The sequence below is a fragment of the Pandoraea sp. ISTKB genome (genome assembly GCF_001721285.1).
Lineage (GTDB): Bacteria > Pseudomonadota > Gammaproteobacteria > Burkholderiales > Burkholderiaceae > Pandoraea > Pandoraea capi.
In genome coordinates, this window is record NZ_MAOS01000033.1 from 38336 (window position 1) to 57194 (window position 18859).

The 18859-nt window shown below is 64.4% G+C and carries 18 protein-coding genes and 1 riboswitch; of the genes, 4 read left to right on the forward strand and 14 right to left on the reverse strand.

What is annotated here, in order from left to right:
* Positions 1-36 precede the first annotated feature (36 nt).
* The 6 genes from A9762_RS12305 to A9762_RS12330 form a co-directional block, all read right to left on the reverse strand.
* Positions 37-294, reverse strand: a complete 258-nt coding sequence (locus tag A9762_RS12305) for a lipid asymmetry maintenance protein MlaB (protein ID WP_069342326.1) — start codon at positions 292-294, stop codon at positions 37-39.
* A 4-nt stretch (positions 295-298) separates the two neighbouring features.
* Positions 299-919, reverse strand: a complete 621-nt coding sequence (locus A9762_RS12310) for a phospholipid-binding protein MlaC (RefSeq protein WP_069342327.1) — start codon at positions 917-919, stop codon at positions 299-301.
* 264 nt (positions 920-1183) lie between these two features.
* Entirely contained in the window at positions 1184-2092 is a 909-nt protein-coding gene (locus tag A9762_RS12315; protein WP_069342328.1) for a VacJ family lipoprotein, read from the reverse strand.
* 6 nt (positions 2093-2098) lie between these two features.
* Positions 2099-2644 (reverse strand): outer membrane lipid asymmetry maintenance protein MlaD, encoded by a 546-nt coding sequence (gene mlaD, locus A9762_RS12320; protein ID WP_069342329.1) that lies wholly within the window; start codon positions 2642-2644, stop codon positions 2099-2101.
* 53 nt (positions 2645-2697) lie between these two features.
* On the reverse strand, positions 2698-3465 hold the full coding sequence (gene mlaE / locus A9762_RS12325; protein WP_069342330.1) for a lipid asymmetry maintenance ABC transporter permease subunit MlaE: 768 nt from the start codon (positions 3463-3465) through the stop codon (positions 2698-2700).
* Entirely contained in the window at positions 3462-4274 is an 813-nt protein-coding gene (locus A9762_RS12330) for an ABC transporter ATP-binding protein (protein ID WP_069342366.1), read from the reverse strand. Before A9762_RS12330 ends, mlaE begins: the two co-directional genes overlap by 4 nt.
* A gap of 347 nt (positions 4275-4621) precedes the next feature.
* Here A9762_RS12330 and A9762_RS12335 point away from each other — a divergent pair, with 347 nt between their 5' ends.
* Positions 4622-5116: a GNAT family N-acetyltransferase gene (locus tag A9762_RS12335; RefSeq protein ID WP_069342367.1), complete on the forward strand. Its 495-nt coding sequence runs from the start codon at positions 4622-4624 to the stop codon at positions 5114-5116.
* Between the two features lie 84 nt (positions 5117-5200).
* On the opposite strand, the gene A9762_RS28095 is transcribed toward A9762_RS12335, so the two are convergent.
* From A9762_RS28095 to A9762_RS12355, 4 genes are read right to left on the reverse strand one after another with little or no spacing between them, the layout of a single operon-like run.
* Positions 5201-6403 carry a thiamine phosphate synthase gene (locus A9762_RS28095; RefSeq protein WP_083253863.1) on the reverse strand — a complete coding sequence of 401 codons (1203 nt, stop codon included), beginning with the start codon at positions 6401-6403 and terminating at the stop codon, positions 5201-5203.
* A gap of 54 nt (positions 6404-6457) precedes the next feature.
* Entirely contained in the window at positions 6458-7303 is an 846-nt protein-coding gene (locus A9762_RS12345) for a thiazole synthase (protein ID WP_069342331.1), read from the reverse strand.
* 1 nt (position 7304) lies between these two features.
* The gene (thiS, locus tag A9762_RS12350; protein WP_069342332.1) at positions 7305-7502 is read right to left on the reverse strand and encodes a sulfur carrier protein ThiS; all 198 of its coding nucleotides are present in this window, start codon (positions 7500-7502) and stop codon (positions 7305-7307) included.
* Positions 7503-7518: 16 nt separating this feature from the next.
* Positions 7519-8661: an FAD-dependent oxidoreductase gene (locus A9762_RS12355; protein ID WP_069342333.1), complete on the reverse strand. Its 1143-nt coding sequence runs from the start codon at positions 8659-8661 to the stop codon at positions 7519-7521.
* Between the two features lie 160 nt (positions 8662-8821).
* Positions 8822-8973, reverse strand: a riboswitch (TPP riboswitch).
* A gap of 260 nt (positions 8974-9233) precedes the next feature.
* Between A9762_RS12355 and A9762_RS12360 the strand changes: the two genes are divergently transcribed.
* From A9762_RS12360 to A9762_RS12370, 3 genes are all read left to right on the forward strand, one after another.
* Positions 9234-11027 carry an ABC transporter ATP-binding protein/permease gene (locus A9762_RS12360; RefSeq protein WP_240493533.1) on the forward strand — a complete coding sequence of 598 codons (1794 nt, stop codon included), beginning with the start codon at positions 9234-9236 and terminating at the stop codon, positions 11025-11027.
* A gap of 204 nt (positions 11028-11231) precedes the next feature.
* The gene (locus A9762_RS12365; RefSeq protein WP_069342334.1) at positions 11232-12002 is read left to right on the forward strand and encodes an SDR family NAD(P)-dependent oxidoreductase; all 771 of its coding nucleotides are present in this window, start codon (positions 11232-11234) and stop codon (positions 12000-12002) included.
* A 144-nt stretch (positions 12003-12146) separates the two neighbouring features.
* Positions 12147-13406 (forward strand): MFS transporter, encoded by a 1260-nt coding sequence (locus A9762_RS12370; protein WP_069342335.1) that lies wholly within the window; start codon positions 12147-12149, stop codon positions 13404-13406.
* A gap of 161 nt (positions 13407-13567) precedes the next feature.
* Here A9762_RS12370 and A9762_RS12375 read toward each other — a convergent pair whose 3' ends face one another.
* From A9762_RS12375 to A9762_RS12390, 4 genes are all read right to left on the reverse strand, one after another.
* The gene (locus A9762_RS12375; RefSeq protein ID WP_139133198.1) at positions 13568-14524 is read right to left on the reverse strand and encodes an SMP-30/gluconolactonase/LRE family protein; all 957 of its coding nucleotides are present in this window, start codon (positions 14522-14524) and stop codon (positions 13568-13570) included.
* A 2-nt stretch (positions 14525-14526) separates the two neighbouring features.
* Positions 14527-15351, reverse strand: coding sequence for an NAD(P)-dependent oxidoreductase (locus tag A9762_RS12380; protein ID WP_069342336.1), 825 nt, complete (start codon positions 15349-15351; stop codon positions 14527-14529).
* Positions 15352-15559: 208 nt separating this feature from the next.
* Positions 15560-16879, reverse strand: a complete 1320-nt coding sequence (locus tag A9762_RS12385) for an MFS transporter (protein ID WP_069342337.1) — start codon at positions 16877-16879, stop codon at positions 15560-15562.
* A gap of 505 nt (positions 16880-17384) precedes the next feature.
* Entirely contained in the window at positions 17385-18851 is a 1467-nt protein-coding gene (locus tag A9762_RS12390) for a glutamate synthase subunit beta (RefSeq protein ID WP_069342338.1), read from the reverse strand.
* Positions 18852-18859: the final 8 nt, after the last annotated feature.

An 18859-nucleotide genomic window follows, 5' to 3' on the forward strand; every position in this document is an offset into this window, starting at 1 on the left:
GCGCTTCTTCGTCAGGCGGCAGTGCGGCCAAACGAATCAGCTCGAGAGCAGATGGTCGACACCGTACACCAGCGCGAGACTGGCCAAGCCTGTCGGCAAGTTAGTGAACGCCAACGTCGCGCCCCGCCGACTCGCGTGACGGCGCAACGCCAGCAGCACCGCCAGCGCCGACGAGTCGAAACGCGTGAGCCCGGCGCAGTCGACCTGGGTCTCGCCCGCGTCGATGCGATCGATGGCCTGCGCGAGGACGTCGCCGGCAGTGTCGTGAGTCAGGTCGGTCTGCAACGCGAGCATGGGCTTACTTGCCACCTGCGAGTTGTTGGTTACGCTCGGTCAGGAACTTGATCAGACCGTCGATGCCCGACTGGTTGATCTTCTCGTTGAACTGCGTCTTGTACGTCTGGATCAGCCAGGCGCCGAGCACGTTCAGGTCGTACAGCTTCCATTCGCCGGTTTGCGTCTTGTACAGACGGTAGTCGAGTTCGATCGGCTGACCGTTGTTGATGACGCTGGTATACACCACGGCGTCGGTATCGCTCGGCTGGCCGCGGAACGGCTTGTAGTCGACCTGCTGGTCGCGAATCTGTGCGATGGCACCGGCGTACGTGCGCAGCAGCAACGACTTGAACTGCACGGTGAGCTGTTCACGCTGTTGCGGGGTGGCCTGACGCCATGCCGGGCCGGTAGCCAGTTGCGTGGTCTTGGTGAAATCCGCGTGCGGCAGGATCTTCTGCTCGACCAGACGCGTGATGCTGTTCAGATCGCCCTTCTGGATGTTCGGATCGCTCTTGGCGGCGGCCATCACTTCGTTGACGGTCTGCTTGACGAGCACGTCGGGGGCTTGAGCCTGTGCCATCGCCGAGCCGGCGGCGGTGTACGTCATGAAAGCCATGACGGGAATGAGCCAGAACTTCTTCATTGTGGACTTCCTCTTTCGAGTGACGAGTGTTGCGGGTTTGGATACCCGCGTCGCGTCGGGAGTTCTCGGAATGACGACAGTGTCGTGTAACAAACTGTTGCCCCGCCATCGAGCAGGACATCTGCCGTCGACGCCCCGACCTGCGGGGCGCCCCTTCATTTTTTGCAGATCGACGCCGAAGGACTTTCGATCGGCGACGCTAGCGACACATTAGCGAGTCACGACCGGCAACATCAACCACTACCGGTGACTATCGAGACCGGCTCAGCGACGGAACGGCAAACCACCCGGCACCATCTTGCCCGGCACCGGTGAGCCTTGCGGCACTTCCGACTCGCCTTGCGCGCCCGAAGCCGGCGCCGGTGCGCTGGCACCGGACGCAGGCTTGGCGGGCATCGGCTGACCGCTCGTACCGCCGGCTGCCCCGGCCGCACCTGCGGCACCGGCAGCGCCGTCTTCCTCTTCGTAGTTCGGCAGGGAGGCGTCGTTCGCCGCACCACCGCCGATCAGGAACTTACGGCGGGCCAGATACGCATCGCGCGTGAACGAGTAAGGATCGAGCGCAGCGGCTTCGAGCAGGTTCGACGCGTCGAGCAGGTTGGCGCGCGTGTTCACGAGGCGAACGCCATACAGCGAGTAGCTCACCCAGTCCGGCTTGATGTACGAAGTCGGGTCGATGAACATGTTGCCGGCCATACCGACCGTGTCGCGCACCGTGCTCGGGCCGAGCAGCGGCAGCACGAGGTAAGGACCGTCAGGCACGCCCCACTTGCCCAGCGTCACGCCGAAGTCCTGGCTGTGCTTGGGCAGACCGGCCGGCGTAGCGAAGTCGACCAGACCGCCGACACCGAACACCGTGTTGATCGTGATACGCATCAGATCCTGCACAGCGGCCGTGACTTCCAGCTGAAGCAGGTTGTTGGCGAAGTTGTATACGTCGCCCACGTTGGAGAAGAAGTTCGTGACCATGTCACGCGCCGGTTCCGGCACGGTGAAACGGTAACCCTTCGCGACCGGCACGAGCACCGCTTTGTCGAGCGTGTCGTTGAACTTGTACATCGAACGGTTGAAACCTTCGACGGGGTCGGCGGGATTGGGATTGGTAACGGTGGCGCATCCGGCCAGCGCCAACGCGCCGGCGGCCAACACTGCCGAAGTACGGAAGCTGGTCATTTTCTCTTATTTTCCTTGGGTTGCCGTTGCTGCCCCTGGCGCCGGTGCGGGTGCCGGCGCCGGTGCCGCCGAAGCGCCGCCCGATTGGGCACCGCCGGCGTCTGCTGCCTTGTTGTACAGGAACTGGCCGATCAGGTTCTCGAGCACGATGGCAGACTGCGTGAGCGTGATCGTATCACCGCCCTTGAGCATCTGATCATCACCCCCGGGTTCGAGCCCGATGTACTGCTCGCCGAGCAGACCCGACGTCAGAATCTTCGCCGACGAGTCCTTCGGGAACTGATATTGCGAATCGATGTTGAGCGTGACGTCGGCCAGGTAGCGCTTGTCGTCGAACTGGATCGACCCCACGCGGCCCACCACCACGCCGGCACTCTTCACGGCGGCGCGCGGCTTCAGACCGCCGATGTTGTCGAAGCGCACCGTCACCGGGTACGTATTCGAGAACGACAGCGAACTCAGATTGCCGGCCTTGAGCGCGAGGAACAGCAGCGCTGCGAAGCCGATAACCACGAACAGGCCAACCCAGAAGTCGAGGGGGTGTTTTTTCATTGTGTCAGTGTGCGCAAACTGTCTGTCTATCTATTGGCAGGCGAGCCGGCCCGTTAGCTGAACATGAGAGCCGTGAGCAGGAAGTCGAGGCCGAGAACCGCCAGCGATGCCTGCACGACCGTACGCGTCGTAGCACGCGACACGCCTTCCGGCGTCGGCTGTGCTTCGAAGCCCTGATACAGCGCAATGAACGTGACGGCAATGCCGAACACGATACTCTTGACGACGCCGTTCGCGACGTCCGACCACACGTCCACGCCGCCTTGCATCTGCGACCAGAACGCGCCGGAATCCACGCCGATCAGTTGTACGCCGACGAGATAACCGCCGAAGATACCGATCGCCGAGAAGATCGCCGCGAGAATCGGCATGGCGATGACGCCCGCCCAGAAGCGCGGCGCGACCACGCGGGCGATCGGATCGATCGCCATCATCTCCATCGCGGTCAGTTGTTCGCCCGCCTTCATCAGACCGATCTCGGCGGTGAGCGACGTACCCGCACGCCCGGCGAACAACAGCGCCGTGACCACCGGTCCCAACTCGCGCACCAGCGAAAGCGCCACGAGCAGACCGAGCGCTTGCTCCGAGCCGTACTTGTTGAGCGTGTAATAGCCTTGCAGGCCGAGCACGAAGCCGACGAACAGCCCCGAGACGGCAATGATCACGAACGAGTAGTTACCGACGAAGTGAATCTGGTCGGTCACCAGACGCGGCCGGCGCAGCAACGCGCCGCTCGACGTGAGCATGCGCAGGAACATGCGGGCGCCGTAACCCAGGCGCTCGACGTGGCCGCGAACGAAACTGCCGATAGTGGTGATCATGCACGCGCTCCGATGCCGAAATCTTCCGCCAGCGGCGGCGCGGGATACTGGAACTTCACGGGGCCGTCCGGCTGGGCGTCGATGAACTGGCGCACCGTCGGATCGTTCGAGGCACGCAGCGCATCGGGCGCACCCTCGGCAGCAATGCGGCCTTCGCTGATGAAATAGATGTAGTCGGCGATGGCGAACGTCTCCGCGACGTCATGCGACACGATGATCGACGTCGCGCCCAGCGCGTCGTTCAGCTTGCGAATCAGGTTCGCCGTGATGCCCATCGAAATCGGGTCCAGCCCGGTGAACGGCTCGTCGTACATGACGAGATCCGGGTCCAGCGCGATGGTGCGGGCGAGCGCCACACGACGCGCCATCCCGCCGGAAATCTCGGCCGGCTTCATGTCGCGTGCGCCACGCAGGCCCACGGCATTGAGCTTCATCAGCACGAGATCGCGAATCAGGTCTTCGTCGAGACGGGTATGTTCGCGCAGCGGGAACGCGACGTTATCGAACACCGTCATGTCGGTGAAGAGCGCGCCGAACTGAAACAGCATGCCCATGCGCCGACGCAAGCGATACCAGCCATCGCGATCGAGCGTGGAGACGTCGGTGCCGTCGAAGTCGACTTCACCGCGACTGGCATGCACGAGTCCCCCGATCAGACGCAGGACGGTCGTCTTGCCGCAGCCCGAACCGCCCATGACGGCAATGACCTTGCCGCGGGGAAACCGCATATTCAGCCCGGAAAGCACGAGACGTTCGCCATAACCGAAGCTGACGTCGCGCAATTCGAGCAGATTTTCCGGATTCGGGATAGGCACGTTTCAGATCTTATAGTGCGGCGCAAAACGCCAATTATAGGGGGGATTACCAATCGATGCCGTCCAAGCCCAATCGGCGAAAGCAAGGAACGGCGTAGCTTGGCGGGATTTTACAGGTCCCGCGCCGGTTCGCCGCATCACGTTCCAACGTGCGCAACGATGCAAAAACCTAACGGTGGCAAGGACTTATCTGCGCGCGTCGGGACACCGGTGTTGCGCCGTTGCTACAATACGACGTTCCACGCAATAAATCGTTGATCGGGATGTCATCTCCCAGCCCCAAGCCTTTCCCTCCCATACGATCGCATTCTGCGGTGACGCCGAACTTTCAGATCCGTCCGATGCGAATCGGCGACCTTCCCCACGTACTGGCAGTGCAGGCACTCGCTTACGGTGAGGTCATGCTCGAATCGGAAGCCACGCTCGCGTCGCGATTGCGACTGTCGCCGGGCACCTGCTGGGTCGCGGTCGATGCCGGGGAGATCCGCGACGACATTGCGGGCTATCTGTTCACGCACCCGTGGCATCTGAGCGCCCCGCCGCCGCTGGACACTGTTCTCGACACCCTGCCGGCACGCGCCGACTGCTGGTACGTGCACGACATGGCGCTGGCGCCGCGCACCCGGGGCGCTGGCGTCGCCGGTCAGCTCTACGCCGCCGCCCTGAGCGCCGCGCAATCGCTCGGCTTGCAGGCATCGGCCCTTGTCGCAGTGCAACAGTCACAGGGATTCTGGGCGCGCTTCGGTTACGAGGTGATGGCAGACGTCTCCCCGCAAATCGCCGCCAAGCTCGCGGGCTACGGAAACGGCGCGGTATTCATGACCCGCACGCTGTAGCCTCGCGATCCTCGGCCGACGCAATCTCGCGGCCTGCACGGCGCCGTCGCTGCGCGCATCATCAACGCACAGGACACGACAGACTCAAGCCCGTCGCGCGAATTCCTGCTGCATCCCCTTTACCGCCCCCGCCACATCGGACGCTTCCGTCACGGCCCGCACGACCGCCGTACTTCCCACACCGGTAGCGAGCACCTGTGGCAGATTGGTCGCATCGATGCCGCCGATCGCCACGAGCGGGTAATGCGGCGCGATGAGCTTCACGTAACGCGCGAGCTTCGCCAGCCCTTGCGGGGCCGTGGCAATCACTTTGGTCGTGGTCGGAAACACGGCACCGACAGCCAGATAGCTCGGACGGAAATGATGCGCGGCCAGCATCTCGTAATAGCCGTGCGTGCTGATACCCAGACGCATGCCGCTCGCGTGCAGTGCGGCGACTTCGTCAGCCGAGAGCGCCGCCATGTCTTCCTGACCGAGATGCACCCCGTACGCCCCGGCCTGCGCGGCTTCGCGCCAGTGATCGTTGATGAACCACGCGCTGTCGTGCGTCACGCGTCGTCCGGCGGCAACCGTCCGCTCGATCTCCGAGCGCAATTTGGGATGCGCCGGATCCTTGATGCGTAATTGCACCGTGCCGACCTGAAGTTCGGCCATGCGCTCGCACCAGTCAGCGTCGGGCAGCACCGGATAGAGCCCGAGGCGCGCCGGGCACTCGGGGAAGCGTCCCGGCGACGGCACTTGTCCGAGCACGGTGGGGAACGTCTCCAGCCGGGTAGGCCATGCACCCAGCGTATCGGCGTCCCCTTCATCCCCCTCGCGCGCATGACTGCCGTCGGTGCGCCAGGCGCGTGCCAGCACGAGTGCATCGTGGGGTTCGAAGCCGCAGTCGAGGAACGCGGCAAACGCCGGGAAGAACGCAGGATCGTCGACGCCCGTCACGCGATAGACGCCGTCGCTCGTGTAGAGCGTGTCCTGCACATGCCCCTGCGCCGTTGCGCTGGTGCACAGCACGACCGCACCGCTCGCACGCCACGCCTCTACCTTGACGGATGCCATCGTGCCCAGCCCATGCTCGGGCACGAGCGGCAGCCAGACGACATCGCCTTTGGTGGCGGCATCGGGCGTTCTGACATGCAGACGCCAGTCAGGCGACGTCGCGCTCGACGGCCACGGTGCAAGCCGTGCGCGAATCTCATCGGCGGCCTGCCGCCATGCGTTCGCGAGAGGTTCGTCGGTCGGCAGGCACTGGACGTGCGAAAGCCCGGCGGCGCCGGCGTGCGTCGTCATGAAAAGTCCTTGTTGGTCAGATGTCCGGCGATGGTCCGTGTATTCAGGTCGCGATCAGGCGCCCGTCTGATGCCAGAACGGCACCCCGACGACCGGCGTGCTCGCTTCGGCGCTCTCGCGCTCGGCCATCGGCCCCGCGAGCCATGCGGCACGACCGGCCTTGATCGCCCCGGCGAACGCCCCGGCCATCTCGACTGGCTGCGCGGCAAGCGCCACAGCGGTGTTGAGCAGCACGCCGTCGTACCCCCACTCCATCACCTGGCAGGCGTGAGACGGCAGACCCAGGCCCGCGTCGACGATCAGCGGCGTGTCCGGCAAACGGTCACGCAGCAGACGCAGGCCGTACGGATTGATCACGCCCTTGCCGGTGCCGATGGGGGCGCCCCACGGCATCAGCGCCTGACAGCCAACGTCCAGCAGGCGGCGGCACAGCACCAGATCTTCCGTGCAATACGGCAGCACCTTGAAGCCGTCGCGAATGAGTTGCTCGGCCGCCGTCACGAGACCGAACGGATCGGGCTGAAGCGTGTAATCGTCGCCGATGAGTTCGAGCTTGATCCAGTCGGTCTCGAAGACTTCGCGCGCCATTTGCGCCGTCGTCACCGCCTCTTCCACCGAGTGGCAACCGGCGGTATTGGGCAGCACCGGCACCGCCAGACGGCGCAGCGTCTCCCAGAAATGACCTTCGGACGCCTGCGCGCCCGTGCCCGACAACTGACGGCGCAATGCCACCGTCACCATGCCCGGACGGGCCGCGTCGATCGAGTCGTTAAGCGCTTGCAGCGACGGGTAACGCGCCGTGCCGAGCAGAAAGCGGCTGCCGAAGCGGGTGTCGTAAAGCGTGAGCGCGTCGCGCGTGCTGCTGGCGGCTACGTTGTTCGATTCCGTGAATGCGTTCATTTCAGCCTCCGGCCACCGGTTGCACGACGTCGATCTTGTCGCCCTGCGCGAGCGCGCGCGCGGCGTATTGCGTCTTGGGCACGAATTGCCCGTTGATCGCCGCCGCGAACGGCGGTTTGGCGCCGTAGGCGGCGAGCGCCTCGGCCAGCGTCGCGGTCTCGGCCACGCTCAGTGTCTGTTGATTGATATGGATGTCCATCGCCTGCACCTTCCTCTCATGCCTGACGGAACAAGTCCGGCCAAGGCCGGCTCGCTCGCCATGTCTCCCAGTCGAACGCTTGCCCGATACCCGTTGGCGCGCCCGTCGTTTGCATCAATGCCTGCGCCAGCGCGCAGGCTTCTCCCGTGACCGCCGGCGCCAGCAGATAGCCGTGACGGTAAAGACCGTTCACGCGCAGCAGGCGCGCCCCGTCCCACTGCACACGCGGCAAATGGTCGGGCAGCGCCGGACGGCAATTGACGTTCAGCTCGACGATACGCGCCTCGCCGAACGCCGGATTCAGCGAATGCGCGGCCGAGAGCAGTTCGAGCGCCGAGCGCACCGTCATCGGCGACATGTCTTCGGATTCGAGTTCGGTCGCGCCGATCACGTACAGATCGTTTTCCTTCGGTGCGATATAGATCGGATAGCGCGGATGCAGCAAGCGCACCGGGCGTCGCAACCCGATCCCCGGCGCATGAATGCGCACCACCTCACCGCGCACGCCGCGCAGTTGCGTAAGCGCCTCGCGTGCGCCCAGCCCCCGGCAGTCGACGACCAGACCGGCGTCGGGATATTCGCCTTCCGCGATCTCGGTATGCCAGTGCAGCTCGGCGCCGGCCTTTTCCAGCCCGGCGGCAAGCGCACGCAGCAACTGGCGGTTATCCAGTTGCCCTTCGTTCGGCAGCAGCCACCCTTCCTGGAAACGCCCGGCGAGCGCCGGTTCGACCTCTTTCAGTTGTGCCCCCGCAATGCGCTCGACGCCACCGCGCAGCAGTTCCGGCGGCGCATTCGCGCGCATGCGGCGATCGAACATGACGGCTTCGGCGCGGTCGGGCTGATGCCACACGACCAGCGTGCCGTTGCGTTGGAAGAAGACGTGTTCGGGCAGTCCGTCGATGAGTCCGGGCCAGCGCTCCAGACCGACGGCGCCCATCTCGACGATGCTCGGCTCGGCCACGGCGGCTTCGGCCAGCGGCGCGAGCATGGCGGCGGCCACCCAGCCGGCGGCGGACGAGCCATCGGCGTCGCCCCGCTCGTAGAGCGCCACGCGCGCACCGGCGCGAATCAGTTGCCAGGCCAGCAGACGGCCGGACAGCCCGCCGCCCAGCACGGCGACATCGGGACGCCCGGCAGGACGTGAAGTGACCGCGCTCATACGTGCTTAACCGTGGAGCGCGTGGAACGCGTGGAGCGCGCGCAAGCCATCAAGGCGCGCAGGCACTCACGGGAATTCGAAGGGTGTTGTGGAAGGCAACGCATGGGGTCCTTTCCTCATGAAAGCAAAAGGACGAAACGGTGTTGGACACCTTACCCCACTGGAGGAGTCGGAAACTTCCCACGCCGGTATTACCCGGGTCGGGTGCAAAGGGTCTCTCTCAGCCCCGCATGATCTCTGACATGGTGACGCATGGTAAGCCATCGCCTGCGTCCCGCTTACGTCAGTTACGGAGCACCCCTGTTTCGCCCGGAGCCATTACAACATAGATGCCGACGCCCGTGCAAGCTGGCTTCCCGGGCGTTCGCACGCGATTTACCGTACTTGGCGTCTCGTTTTTCGACGAATCTCCCGGCCCTTGTAACGGTCCGTAAACTGAAAATCCCCGTAACACGCGTCTCAGGCCGTAAATCGTGCAACGCACCATCGGGAACTGCGGTCCAATCAGCCAAAGATGGCGCCCGACGGCGCTCGACAACGCAGCCACACCGCGGCCACGCCGCCTGACGATCATGGCCAAGACGCCGATGTCCCCCACACCGCCCGCCGCCCCGGCCTCCGGCGTCACCGCCACGCCCGCGCCCAGACCGCCGAAGCATCCAAGCGCATGGCAACTGATCCGACCGTATTGGGTGTCGGAAAAGCGCTGGGAAGGCCGACGGCTGCTCGCCCTCGTCATCGCGCTGAATCTGGCGGTCGTGTTCATCAACGTGCGGCTCAACGCGTGGAACGCCGGCTTCTACGACGCGCTCGACAAACGTAACTGGCCGGTCTTCAAGTCGTCGCTCGCCGAGTTCGCGGTGCTGGCGTTCAGCTTCATCATCATCGCGACGTTTCGCACCTACTTTCGGCAGATGCTCGAAATTCGCTGGCGTCAGTGGGTCACCGACGCCAACCTGACCAAGTGGTTCGCCCATCAGGCGTATTACCGGATCGAGCGCGATCACCTCGCCGACAACCCCGACCAGCGTATTTCCGAAGACATCCGCACGCTCGTCAGTTCGTCGCTCGCGCTGTCGCTCGACCTGCTCACGACGCTCGTCTCGCTGTTCTCCTTCATCACCATTCTCTGGACGATTTCCGGCGCGCTGTCGTTCGCGCTCGGCGGCATGAACATCACGATCCCGGGCTACATGGTGTGGGTCGCGGCGCTGTACGCCATCGTCGGTTCGTTCTTCATCTTCAAGGTCGGCCGCCCGCTCGTGGGGCTGAGCTATCGCCAGCAGCAGGTCGAAGCCGACTTCCGTTTCCTGCTGGTGCGCCTGCGTGAATCGGCTGAGCAAGTCGCGCTCTATCGCGGCGAAGGCGCGGAGTTGTCGCGTCTGAAAGGCGCGTTCGGTGCGGTGCGCGACAACTGGTGGCAGATCATGGTCGTGACCAAACGCCTGATCTTCGCGAACTCGATCTATGCGCAGATCGCCATCGTCTTCCCGATCATGGCGGCGGCGCCGCGCTATTTCGCGGGCGCATTCACGCTGGGCGTGCTGATGCGAATCATCGACGCCTTCGGTCAGGTGAGCGACGGCTTCTCGTGGTTCGTGAACAGTTTCCAGACGCTGGCCGACTGGAAGGCGACGATCAACCGTCTGCGCGAATTCACGCGTGTGATCGACGAAGCCCCGCAAACAGCCCAGAAGGGCGGCATCTCGGTGGCGACGGTCAACGACGCCCCGGCCTACGCGGCGGCCGACCTTACGCTGTCACTGCCCAATGGCACACCGCTGACGGTGGCGGGTTCGTTCGCGTTCGCGCCGGGGTCGCGCTGGCTGGTTCGCGGACGCTCGGGCTGCGGCAAGAGCACCATGCTGCGCGCACTCGCGGGGCTGTGGCCCTTTGGCAGCGGACGCATCGAAGTCCCCGCCAACGCCCGCGTACTCTTCCTCTCGCAGCAGAGCTACCTGCCCATCGACACACTCAAGGCCGCGCTGGCGTTCCCGTCGTCGCCCGACACCTTCACGGACGCCGAATGCCGCGACGCATTGAGCGCGGTGAATTTGTCGCAATACAGCGACGAATTGCAGACCACTGCGCACTGGGCACGACGTCTGTCGGGCGGCGAACAACAGCGACTCGCCGCCGCCCGCGCATTGCTGCAAAAGCCCGACTATCTGTTCCTCGACGAAGCGACCAGCGCGCTCGACGTCGAGACCGAAGCGGCCGTGTACGACGCCCTGCATGCACGGCTGCCGGGCACGGCCATCGTGAGTGTGGCGCATCGGGAAACGCTCGGTCGCTTCCATCAGCACACGATGACGCTGCCGGCACTCGGTGGTGTCGAGTCGTCGTCGGTCGCGGCCGCGAGCTAGGTTGTCGATGTCGATCGGCACGATGGATCGGAAGCCGGGGAGCACGCAGGCACGGGCGCTGCGCCCCGGTTCGTTCACTTCATAAATAATATTGACGCGTCTGGTCCGGCGCGCCGGGCGTTTGGCATAATCACGAGCACCCCCTAGGCTTCACCCGGGCTCACCGTGACTACCCCAGCTTCTTCATCCGGCCAGCCGCTGTCCGTGCAGCCGCCCGCCGGACGCACCATCGTCGTGACCGGCGCCGCCTCCGGCATCGGCGCGGCCATCGCCCGCCGTCTCGCTTCCCCTGATACCCGTTTGCTGTTGCACACCCGTGGCGCGTCCGATGAGAGTCAGGCGCGACTGGCGGACGTGCGTCGCCATTGCGAAGCTCTCGGTGCGCAGTGCGCCGTGTGGTACGGCGATCTGACGGACATCTCGATGGCGGCTCGCCTCGTCGATGCCGCGCACGACGCCTTCGGTCCCATCGACCAGTGCGTGAGCAACGCCGGTTTCGCAACGCGCCAGTCCGTGGCCGACATCGCCGACGACGCCTTCGCCCGCACGCTCGCCGCCATGCCGGGCGCGTTCGCCGCGCTGCTGCGTCACGCGCTGCCCGACCTGCAACGCTCGCCATTCGGGAGCGTCGTCGCCGTCAGCTCGTTCGTCGCGCACCGCTTCGCGCCGAACCAGCCGGGCTTTCCGGCGACGGCCGCGGCCAAGGCCGCCATCGAAGCCCTCGCGAAAAGCGCCGCCGCCGAATATGCGCGCGCGGGTGTGACGATCAACTGCGTCGCGCCCGGTTACACGCGCAAGGACAGCGGCCACTCGGCGATCGATCCGGCCGCGTGGCAACGCGCCGCCGATGCCACGCCGACCGGTCGGCTATGCGAGCCCGACGACATCGCCGCGCTCGCCGTCTTCCTGCTCGGCCCGCACGCCCGGCAGATCACCGGACAAGTCATTCATGTCGACGGCGGTCTCACCCTGTGATGCCGCCCGCGATCCGTCATACCGGCATCAGCCACCCGTTTTCCCGAGTCAGACGTGGACTCAAACATCGATGCAATGCATCGAATGACAACCACCACACGTCACGCACATAACGACAAGCACACGATCCACCGAGGAGTCTTCATGGCATTTTTTTCCTGGTTCAACGAACTCAACACGAAGGAGCGCAAGGCCCTGTATGCGGGCTTCGGCGGCTATGCCGTCGACGCGTTCGACTTCATGATCTATTCGTTCCTGATCCCCACGCTTATCGCCGCATGGGGCATGACGAAGGGCGAGGCCGGCATGATCGCGACCAGTTCGCTGATCTCATCGGCGGTGGGCGGCTGGCTCGCGGGGATTCTCGCGGACCGCTTCGGCCGCGTGCGCGTGCTGCAATGGACCATCGCCACGTTCTGCCTGTTCACGTTCCTCTCCGGCTTCACGAACTCGTTCTGGCAGTTGCTCGTCACGCGCACGTTGCAGGGCATCGGTTTCGGCGGTGAATGGACGGTCGTCACGATGATGATGGGCGAGATGATCCGCTCGCCGCAGCATCGTGCGAAAGCGGTCGGCACCGTGCAAAGCAGCTGGTCGGTCGGCTGGGCCGCCGCCGCGCTGCTGTACTGGTTCTTCTTCGCGGTGCTCGACGAAGGCACGGCATGGCGCGCGTGCTTCTGGATCGGTATCGTGCCGGCGCTGTGGATCACGTACGTGCGCCGCAATGTGTCGGACCCTGAGATCTTTACGCAGACGCGTCGCAAGATCGCCGAAGGCCAGTTGCAGGGCAACTTCACCCAGATTTTCTCGCGCGAGCATCTGAAGACGACGATCCTCGGCAGCCTGCTGTGCACCGGCATGCTCGGCGGCTACTACGCGATCACCACGTGGTTGCCCACGTATCTGAAAACGGTGCGCGGTCTGTCGGTGTTCAACACGAGCGCTTACCTGATCGTGCTGATCGTCGGCTCGTTCGTGGGCTATATCGTCGGCGCGATTCTCTCCGACAAGCTCGGACGCCGCGGCGCCTTCATCTTCTTCGCCATCGCCTCGTTCGTGCTCGGCATGGTCTACACGATGCTGCCCATTACCGACAGCGCCATGCTGCTGCTCGGCTTCCCGCTGGGCATCGTCGTGCAGGGGATTTTCGCGGGCATCGGCGCGTATCTGACCGAGCTGTATCCGAACCACATTCGCGGCTCGGGTCAGGGCTTCTGCTACAACCTCGGGCGTGGCATCGGCTCGTTCTTCCCCATTGCCGTGGGCACGCTCGCCCAGACCGGCTCGCTCGTGAAGGCCATCGGCATGGTGGCGGGCGGCGGTTATCTGCTGGTCGTCGTGTGCGCGTTGCTGCTGCCGGAAACGCGCGGCAAGTCGCTCGTCACGACCGACTTCGTGCATTAAGTTCGCCAGATGGCAAAACGGGACGCCGGATCGAACACCACGATCGACCGACGTCCCGCCGCCTCACCGGATAGCCATTTGTGTAAGCCAGCCATCCGGAACCGCTTCAGTGCGCGCCGCTTATGTCGTCCTGTGCGGCGTCGCCACCTTCGTACCCCCGCCTACACACTGCCTGCCGTCGCCCCGGGCAAAGTGCCCGCCAATGTTCCGGCATAAGGCGTTTCCGGCAATCCCTGCACGCCGCATCGCACGGCAAATACGTGACCGTCGTGTTCGTTCGCGTTCGTCCCCGGACGAATGGACGTCACGAACAGCGTGTCGAAATCTCGTCCCCCGAACGCGCACATCGACGGCTTCGACACCGGCAGCACGATCTCGCGATCGAGCGCCCCCGCCGGCGTGAATCGCAGCAGCCGACTGCCGTCGTTGGCACACGTCCAGTAACCGCCGTCGGCATCGACAGCCGCGCCGTCGGGGCGTCCCGGATACTGGTGCATGTCGACGAACAGACGCCGGTTGCCGATCGCACCGCTCTCGGCATCGAAGTCGAACGCCCACACACGACGCACCGTCGGATGCGAGTCGCTCAGATACATCGTGCGGCTGTCCGGCGAGAAGCCCAGACCGTTCTGCGTCACCAGTCCGTCGACGAGCGGGGCGGACAGCCGTCCCTGCGCATCGAAGCGGAACAGCGAACCTGCGTCGCTCGCGAGCGACATGTCGGCGACCATCGTCCCGGCCCAGAAGCGGCCCTGACGGTCGCAGCGGCCGTCGTTGAAGCGCATGCCCGACGCCGGAAACACCGGCGCAGCGAGCCGCTCCAACGCAGACGCCGGCACCTGCCCCGGCGCACCCAGCCGTACGGCGAACAGCCCGGTCTCGCACGCGGCGAGCAGCGTGCCCGACGCGTCGAACGAGAAGCAGGCGACCTGCTCGGGGAATGTCCACTCGCGATGCTCACCGTCGGCGGGCGTCACGCGATGCAACTGCTTCGCGGGAATGTCGACCCAGTAGAGCGCCTGCTCGTCGGCGCGCCATAACGGGCTCTCGCCGACGGCGTGCGGCGCCGCACGCGACGGTTCGAGTCGCTCGATGGAAATACCCGACACGCCGGACACACTCACGCCTTCGGCTCCATCGGCCCCATCAGTACAAACGGGCCGCCCTGGAAGCGCTGCGTCCAGTCGTCCATCTGCGGGTCCGGCGCTTTGGCCGGGAACAGACCGGCGAACTCGGCCGAGCTGTCTTGCGCACGGAAGCCGAGGAACGCCGCCTTGGTGTTGTCGACCCACAGCGTCGGGTTGTTCGACACGCCGTAAATGATCGCGTGACCCACACGATTCGTGAACAGGGAGCAACGCACGAGTTCGACGAAATCGCGATAGCTCAGGTACGTCACCATCATGCGCGGGTTCTTCGGCTGCTCGAACGAGGAGCCGATACGCAGACACACGGTCTCGAGACCGAAGCGATCGAAGTAGTAACGCGAAAGGTCTTCGCCGAAGCACTTCGAGATGCCGTACATGCCGTCCGGACGGTGCGGTGCGTCGATGTCGAGCACTTCCGTCACCGGATGGAAACCGACCGCGTGGTTCGAGCTGGCGTAGACGATGCGCTTCACGCCTTGCTTCTGCGCGGCGCTGTAGACGTTGTACAGCCCGAGGATGTTCGCTTGCATGATGTCGTCGAACGGCGCTTCGACGGACACGCCGCCGAGATGCACCAGGGCGTCCACCCCTTCGAGCAACGCATGGACGGCCGCGCGGTCGGCGAGGTCGACCTGCATGGCTTCTTCGTGCGGAGCCGTGTCGGTGATCGGCACGATGTCGCTCACGCGCACGATGTCCGCCCACTCGGCGAGTTTGCCGCGCAGTTGTTTGCCGAGATTGCCCGCTGCGCCGGTCAGCAGAAGACGACGGAAGGGTTTGCCGGAAGTCTGGCTCATAGTGATTCCTTATTGCTCCTGATTCATCGGTAAATCGCGATGCACGCTTGCCGCGCACGGCTTGTGGGTGGCATCGCTACAACAAAACCGACGCCGCGCCGCACACCCAAGGGGGAGTGTGCGGCGCGGCGTACGTCAAATCTTCGGGCGATGGTGGCGGGGACTGCGTTGTCCCGCATCATCGCACCGGACAGGCAAAGTTCGCTGGCTAGGCATTGGCCGTGCGACTCACGTCGACCTGGGTACGCGGGTTCACTGGCGCCGGCGTGGCCGTCCCCGAGATGTGGGGCTTGACCACCGTCCACAGAATCACCGCGCCGATGATGTCGCCCAGGCCCAGCGCCACGAAGAACGGTGCGTAGCCCACTGCCGTCACGAACGTGCCGATCACCAGCGTGAAGAGCAGGTTGCCGATACCGGCAGACAATCCCGCGAGACCCGTGACCGTTGCCACTTCGTTACGCGGGAACAGATCGGCCGACATCGAAATCACGGTGACGGACAAGGTCTGGTGCGCAAAGCCGCCGAGGCACAGCAGGAAGATCGCCATCATCGGGTCTTTGACGAAGCCCACGCCGCACATCGCCGTCATGACGAGCGCGCCGATGGTGAACACCACACGCTTGCCGTTGAAGATGGTGATCTTGAAATGCTTGTTCAGCCACACCGACACCGTGCCGCCCATCAGGCAGCCGATATCCGCCGCCACGAACGGCAGCCAGGCCGTGGCCGCAATCGTCTTCAGGTCGAAACCGCGCGCCTGATTGAGGTACAGCGGCATCCAGAACACGATCGTGCCCCACACCGGATCGGCGAAGAAGCGCGGCAGTGCGATACCCCAGAAGTTGCGCTGACGCAGGATCGAGAGGAGGTTCGGCTTGCGGGCGTCTGCGGCGGCGTCGACAGCACGGCCTTCGTTGATGTAGTCCGACTCCGCCTGCGTGAGTGCCGGGTGATCGGTCGGATGGCGGTAGAACGCAAACCACAGGACGCCCCACACGAGACCCAGCGCGCCGGCGATCACGAACGCCGTCTCCCAGTTGTAGCGCAGGATCGACCACGCGATGAGCGGCGGCGCGAGAATTGCCCCGATGGACGTGCCGATGTTGAAGATGCCCGCCGCGAGCGCGCGCTCCTTTGTCGGGAACCAGAACGCGGCGGCACGCATGCCCGCCGGAATGAACGACGCTTCGGCCAGACCCAGCAGACCGCGCAGCACGAACAGGCCGATCCAGCCGTCGGCCAGACCGTGCAGCATGCACACCACCGACCACATCACGCCGCAAATCAGGAAGCCCAAGCGCAAGCCGATGCGGTCCATCAGATAACCGGTGATGGGGGCACCGATCGGATACAGCACAAGGAAGGCGCCCGTGATCCAGCCATATTGCTGGGTCGTGATGTGGAGATCCTTCATCACCGTGGGGGCGGCAACGGCAAGCGAGCTGCGTGCGAGGTAGTTCATGACCGTGCCGAGCGTCAGCAGTCCGATCATCCACCAGCGCAGGCCTTTGATCTTCAGTGCCATGATGGTTGTCTCTCTCCGTGGATATTTTTATGGCAAGCGAGAGGCTTGCTTGGAGAGGCATCCTACGTGAGACGATGTACGATGACAATGCCGAATTACGTCGTTTACGGATAATCCCTAGTCTTTTCGACGATTTGCGATGTCAGCGCCAAAAGCCTTATCAGGCTTGAAGTTTGCACATGCTGGGAGAGTTTGTTCGCATGTGGAGGCTTCACAATGACGTCTTGTTGTATGACGTCTTATATTTAGCAACCTACAGAATTTCACAGGCCAAAGGGCGCTTGGCGACCGGCGGCCTCACCAGAGGAACAGGCAAGAAAAAACCGTCCGGACGTTACCATCCGGACGGCTTCTTCACAGCGACGCAGATGCCTACCTCCGCGCCCCCTCCTCTCAACCTCACAACCACCCCGTATTTGTGGTTTTGGCAGGCATTACCGACACACCAGCTTAGTCATTCAGGCCCGGCGCACCCGAAGGCGCGCCTCGAAACACATGCCGGGACTTAGCGCGGCAGTTCCGAATGGCCCATCAGGAACTCGTCCACCGCGCGGGCGCACTGACGGCCCTCACGAATCGCCCACACCACCAGCGATTGACCGCGACGCACGTCGCCGGCCGCGAAGACCTTCGGCAGGTTCGTCGTGTAGGCACGCTCGCCTTCGGTCGACGAGCGCACGTTGCCACGCGCATCCTTATCCACGCCGAACGCGTCGAGCACCGTTTGCAGCGGCGAGACGAAGCCCATGGCCAGCAGCACCAGATCGGCCTTGAGTTCGAATTCCGAGCCCGGCACTTCCTGCATCTTGCCGTCCTTCCATTCGAGACGCACGGCGATCAGCTTTTCGACCTTGCCGTTCTTGCCTTCGAAGCGCTTCGTCGCCACCGACCAGTCGCGCTCGCAGCCCTCTTCGTGGCTCGACGACGTGCGCAGCTTGGTCGGCCAGTACGGCCACACCATCGGCTTGTTTTCCTGCTCCGGCGGTTGCGGCAGCAGTTCGAACTGCGTCACGCCCTTCGCGCCATGACGATTCGACGTGCCCACGCAGTCGGAACCGGTATCGCCGCCGCCGATCACGATCACGTTCTTGCCCGTGGCCAGCATCTGGTTCGCCAGCTTGTCGCCCGCGTTGACCTTGTTCTGCTGCGGCAGGAATTCCATCGCGAAATGAATGCCTTCGAGTTCGCGGCCCGGCACCGGCAGATCGCGCGGCTGTTCCGCGCCACCGGCGATGACTACGGCGTCGAACTGCGCCTGCAACTGCTCCGGCGAGATCGTCTCTTTGGAGAAGTTGTTGATGTGCGCTTCGGGGGCGTCCTTGCCCACGTAGACACCAGTGCGGAACGTCACGCCTTCGGCTTCCATCTGGCGCATGCGGCGATCGATCAGCCACTTCTCCAGCTTGAAGTCGGGGATGCCGTAACGCAGCAGGCCGCCCACGCGATCGTTCTTCTCGAACACGGTGACGTCGTGACCGGCACGCGCGAGCTGCTGCGCCACCGCCATGCCCGCCGGGCCTGAACCGACAACGGCGACCGTCTTGCCGGTCTTGTGCCGGGCCGGTTGCGGCTCGACCCAGCCTTCGCTCCAGGCCTTGTCGATGATCGCGTGCTCGATCGACTTGATGCCCACGGCGTCGCTGTTGATGTTCAGCGTACAGGCCGCTTCACACGGCGCCGGGCAGATACGTCCCGTGAATTCCGGGAAGTTGTTGGTCGAGTGCAGTACCGAGATGGCCGACTTCCAGTCCTGGCGATACACCAGATCGTTGAAGTCGGGAATGATGTTGTTGACCGGGCAACCGTTGTTGCAGAACGGAATGCCGCAGTCCATGCAGCGTGCGCCCTGCACCTTTGCCTGATCGTCGGAGAGCGCGAGCACGAACTCCTTGTAATGCTTGACGCGTGCCAGCGGTGCTTCGTACGACTCGCTCTGGCGCTCGAATTCGAGAAAACCTGTGACCTTGCCCATGTTTCTTC

What these genes read in the sequence shown, in the direction of transcription:
- mlaD (WP_069342329.1), bottom strand. Translation starts at nt 2,644, where the DNA reads ATGAAAAAACACCCCCTCGACTTCTGGGTTGGCCTGTTCGTGGTTATC.
- A9762_RS12315 (WP_069342328.1), bottom strand. Translation starts at nt 2,092, where the DNA reads ATGACCAGCTTCCGTACTTCGGCAGTGTTGGCCGCCGGCGCGTTGGCG.
- A9762_RS12355 (WP_069342333.1), bottom strand. Translation starts at nt 8,661, where the DNA reads ATGAGCGCGGTCACTTCACGTCCTGCCGGGCGTCCCGATGTCGCCGTG.
- A9762_RS12345 (WP_069342331.1), bottom strand. Translation starts at nt 7,303, where the DNA reads ATGAACGCATTCACGGAATCGAACAACGTAGCCGCCAGCAGCACGCGC.
- A9762_RS12310 (WP_069342327.1), bottom strand. Translation starts at nt 919, where the DNA reads ATGAAGAAGTTCTGGCTCATTCCCGTCATGGCTTTCATGACGTACACC.
- A9762_RS12390 (WP_069342338.1), bottom strand. Translation starts at nt 18,851, where the DNA reads ATGGGCAAGGTCACAGGTTTTCTCGAATTCGAGCGCCAGAGCGAGTCG.
- A9762_RS12335 (WP_069342367.1), top strand. Translation starts at nt 4,622, where the DNA reads ATGCGAATCGGCGACCTTCCCCACGTACTGGCAGTGCAGGCACTCGCT.
- A9762_RS12305 (WP_069342326.1), bottom strand. Translation starts at nt 294, where the DNA reads ATGCTCGCGTTGCAGACCGACCTGACTCACGACACTGCCGGCGACGTC.
- A9762_RS12385 (WP_069342337.1), bottom strand. Translation starts at nt 16,879, where the DNA reads ATGGCACTGAAGATCAAAGGCCTGCGCTGGTGGATGATCGGACTGCTG.
- A9762_RS12370 (WP_069342335.1), top strand. Translation starts at nt 12,147, where the DNA reads ATGGCATTTTTTTCCTGGTTCAACGAACTCAACACGAAGGAGCGCAAG.
- A9762_RS12360 (WP_240493533.1), top strand. Translation starts at nt 9,234, where the DNA reads ATGGCCAAGACGCCGATGTCCCCCACACCGCCCGCCGCCCCGGCCTCC.
- thiS (WP_069342332.1), bottom strand. Translation starts at nt 7,502, where the DNA reads ATGGACATCCATATCAATCAACAGACACTGAGCGTGGCCGAGACCGCG.
- A9762_RS28095 (WP_083253863.1), bottom strand. Translation starts at nt 6,403, where the DNA reads ATGACGACGCACGCCGGCGCCGCCGGGCTTTCGCACGTCCAGTGCCTG.
- A9762_RS12380 (WP_069342336.1), bottom strand. Translation starts at nt 15,351, where the DNA reads ATGAGCCAGACTTCCGGCAAACCCTTCCGTCGTCTTCTGCTGACCGGC.
- mlaE (WP_069342330.1), bottom strand. Translation starts at nt 3,465, where the DNA reads ATGATCACCACTATCGGCAGTTTCGTTCGCGGCCACGTCGAGCGCCTG.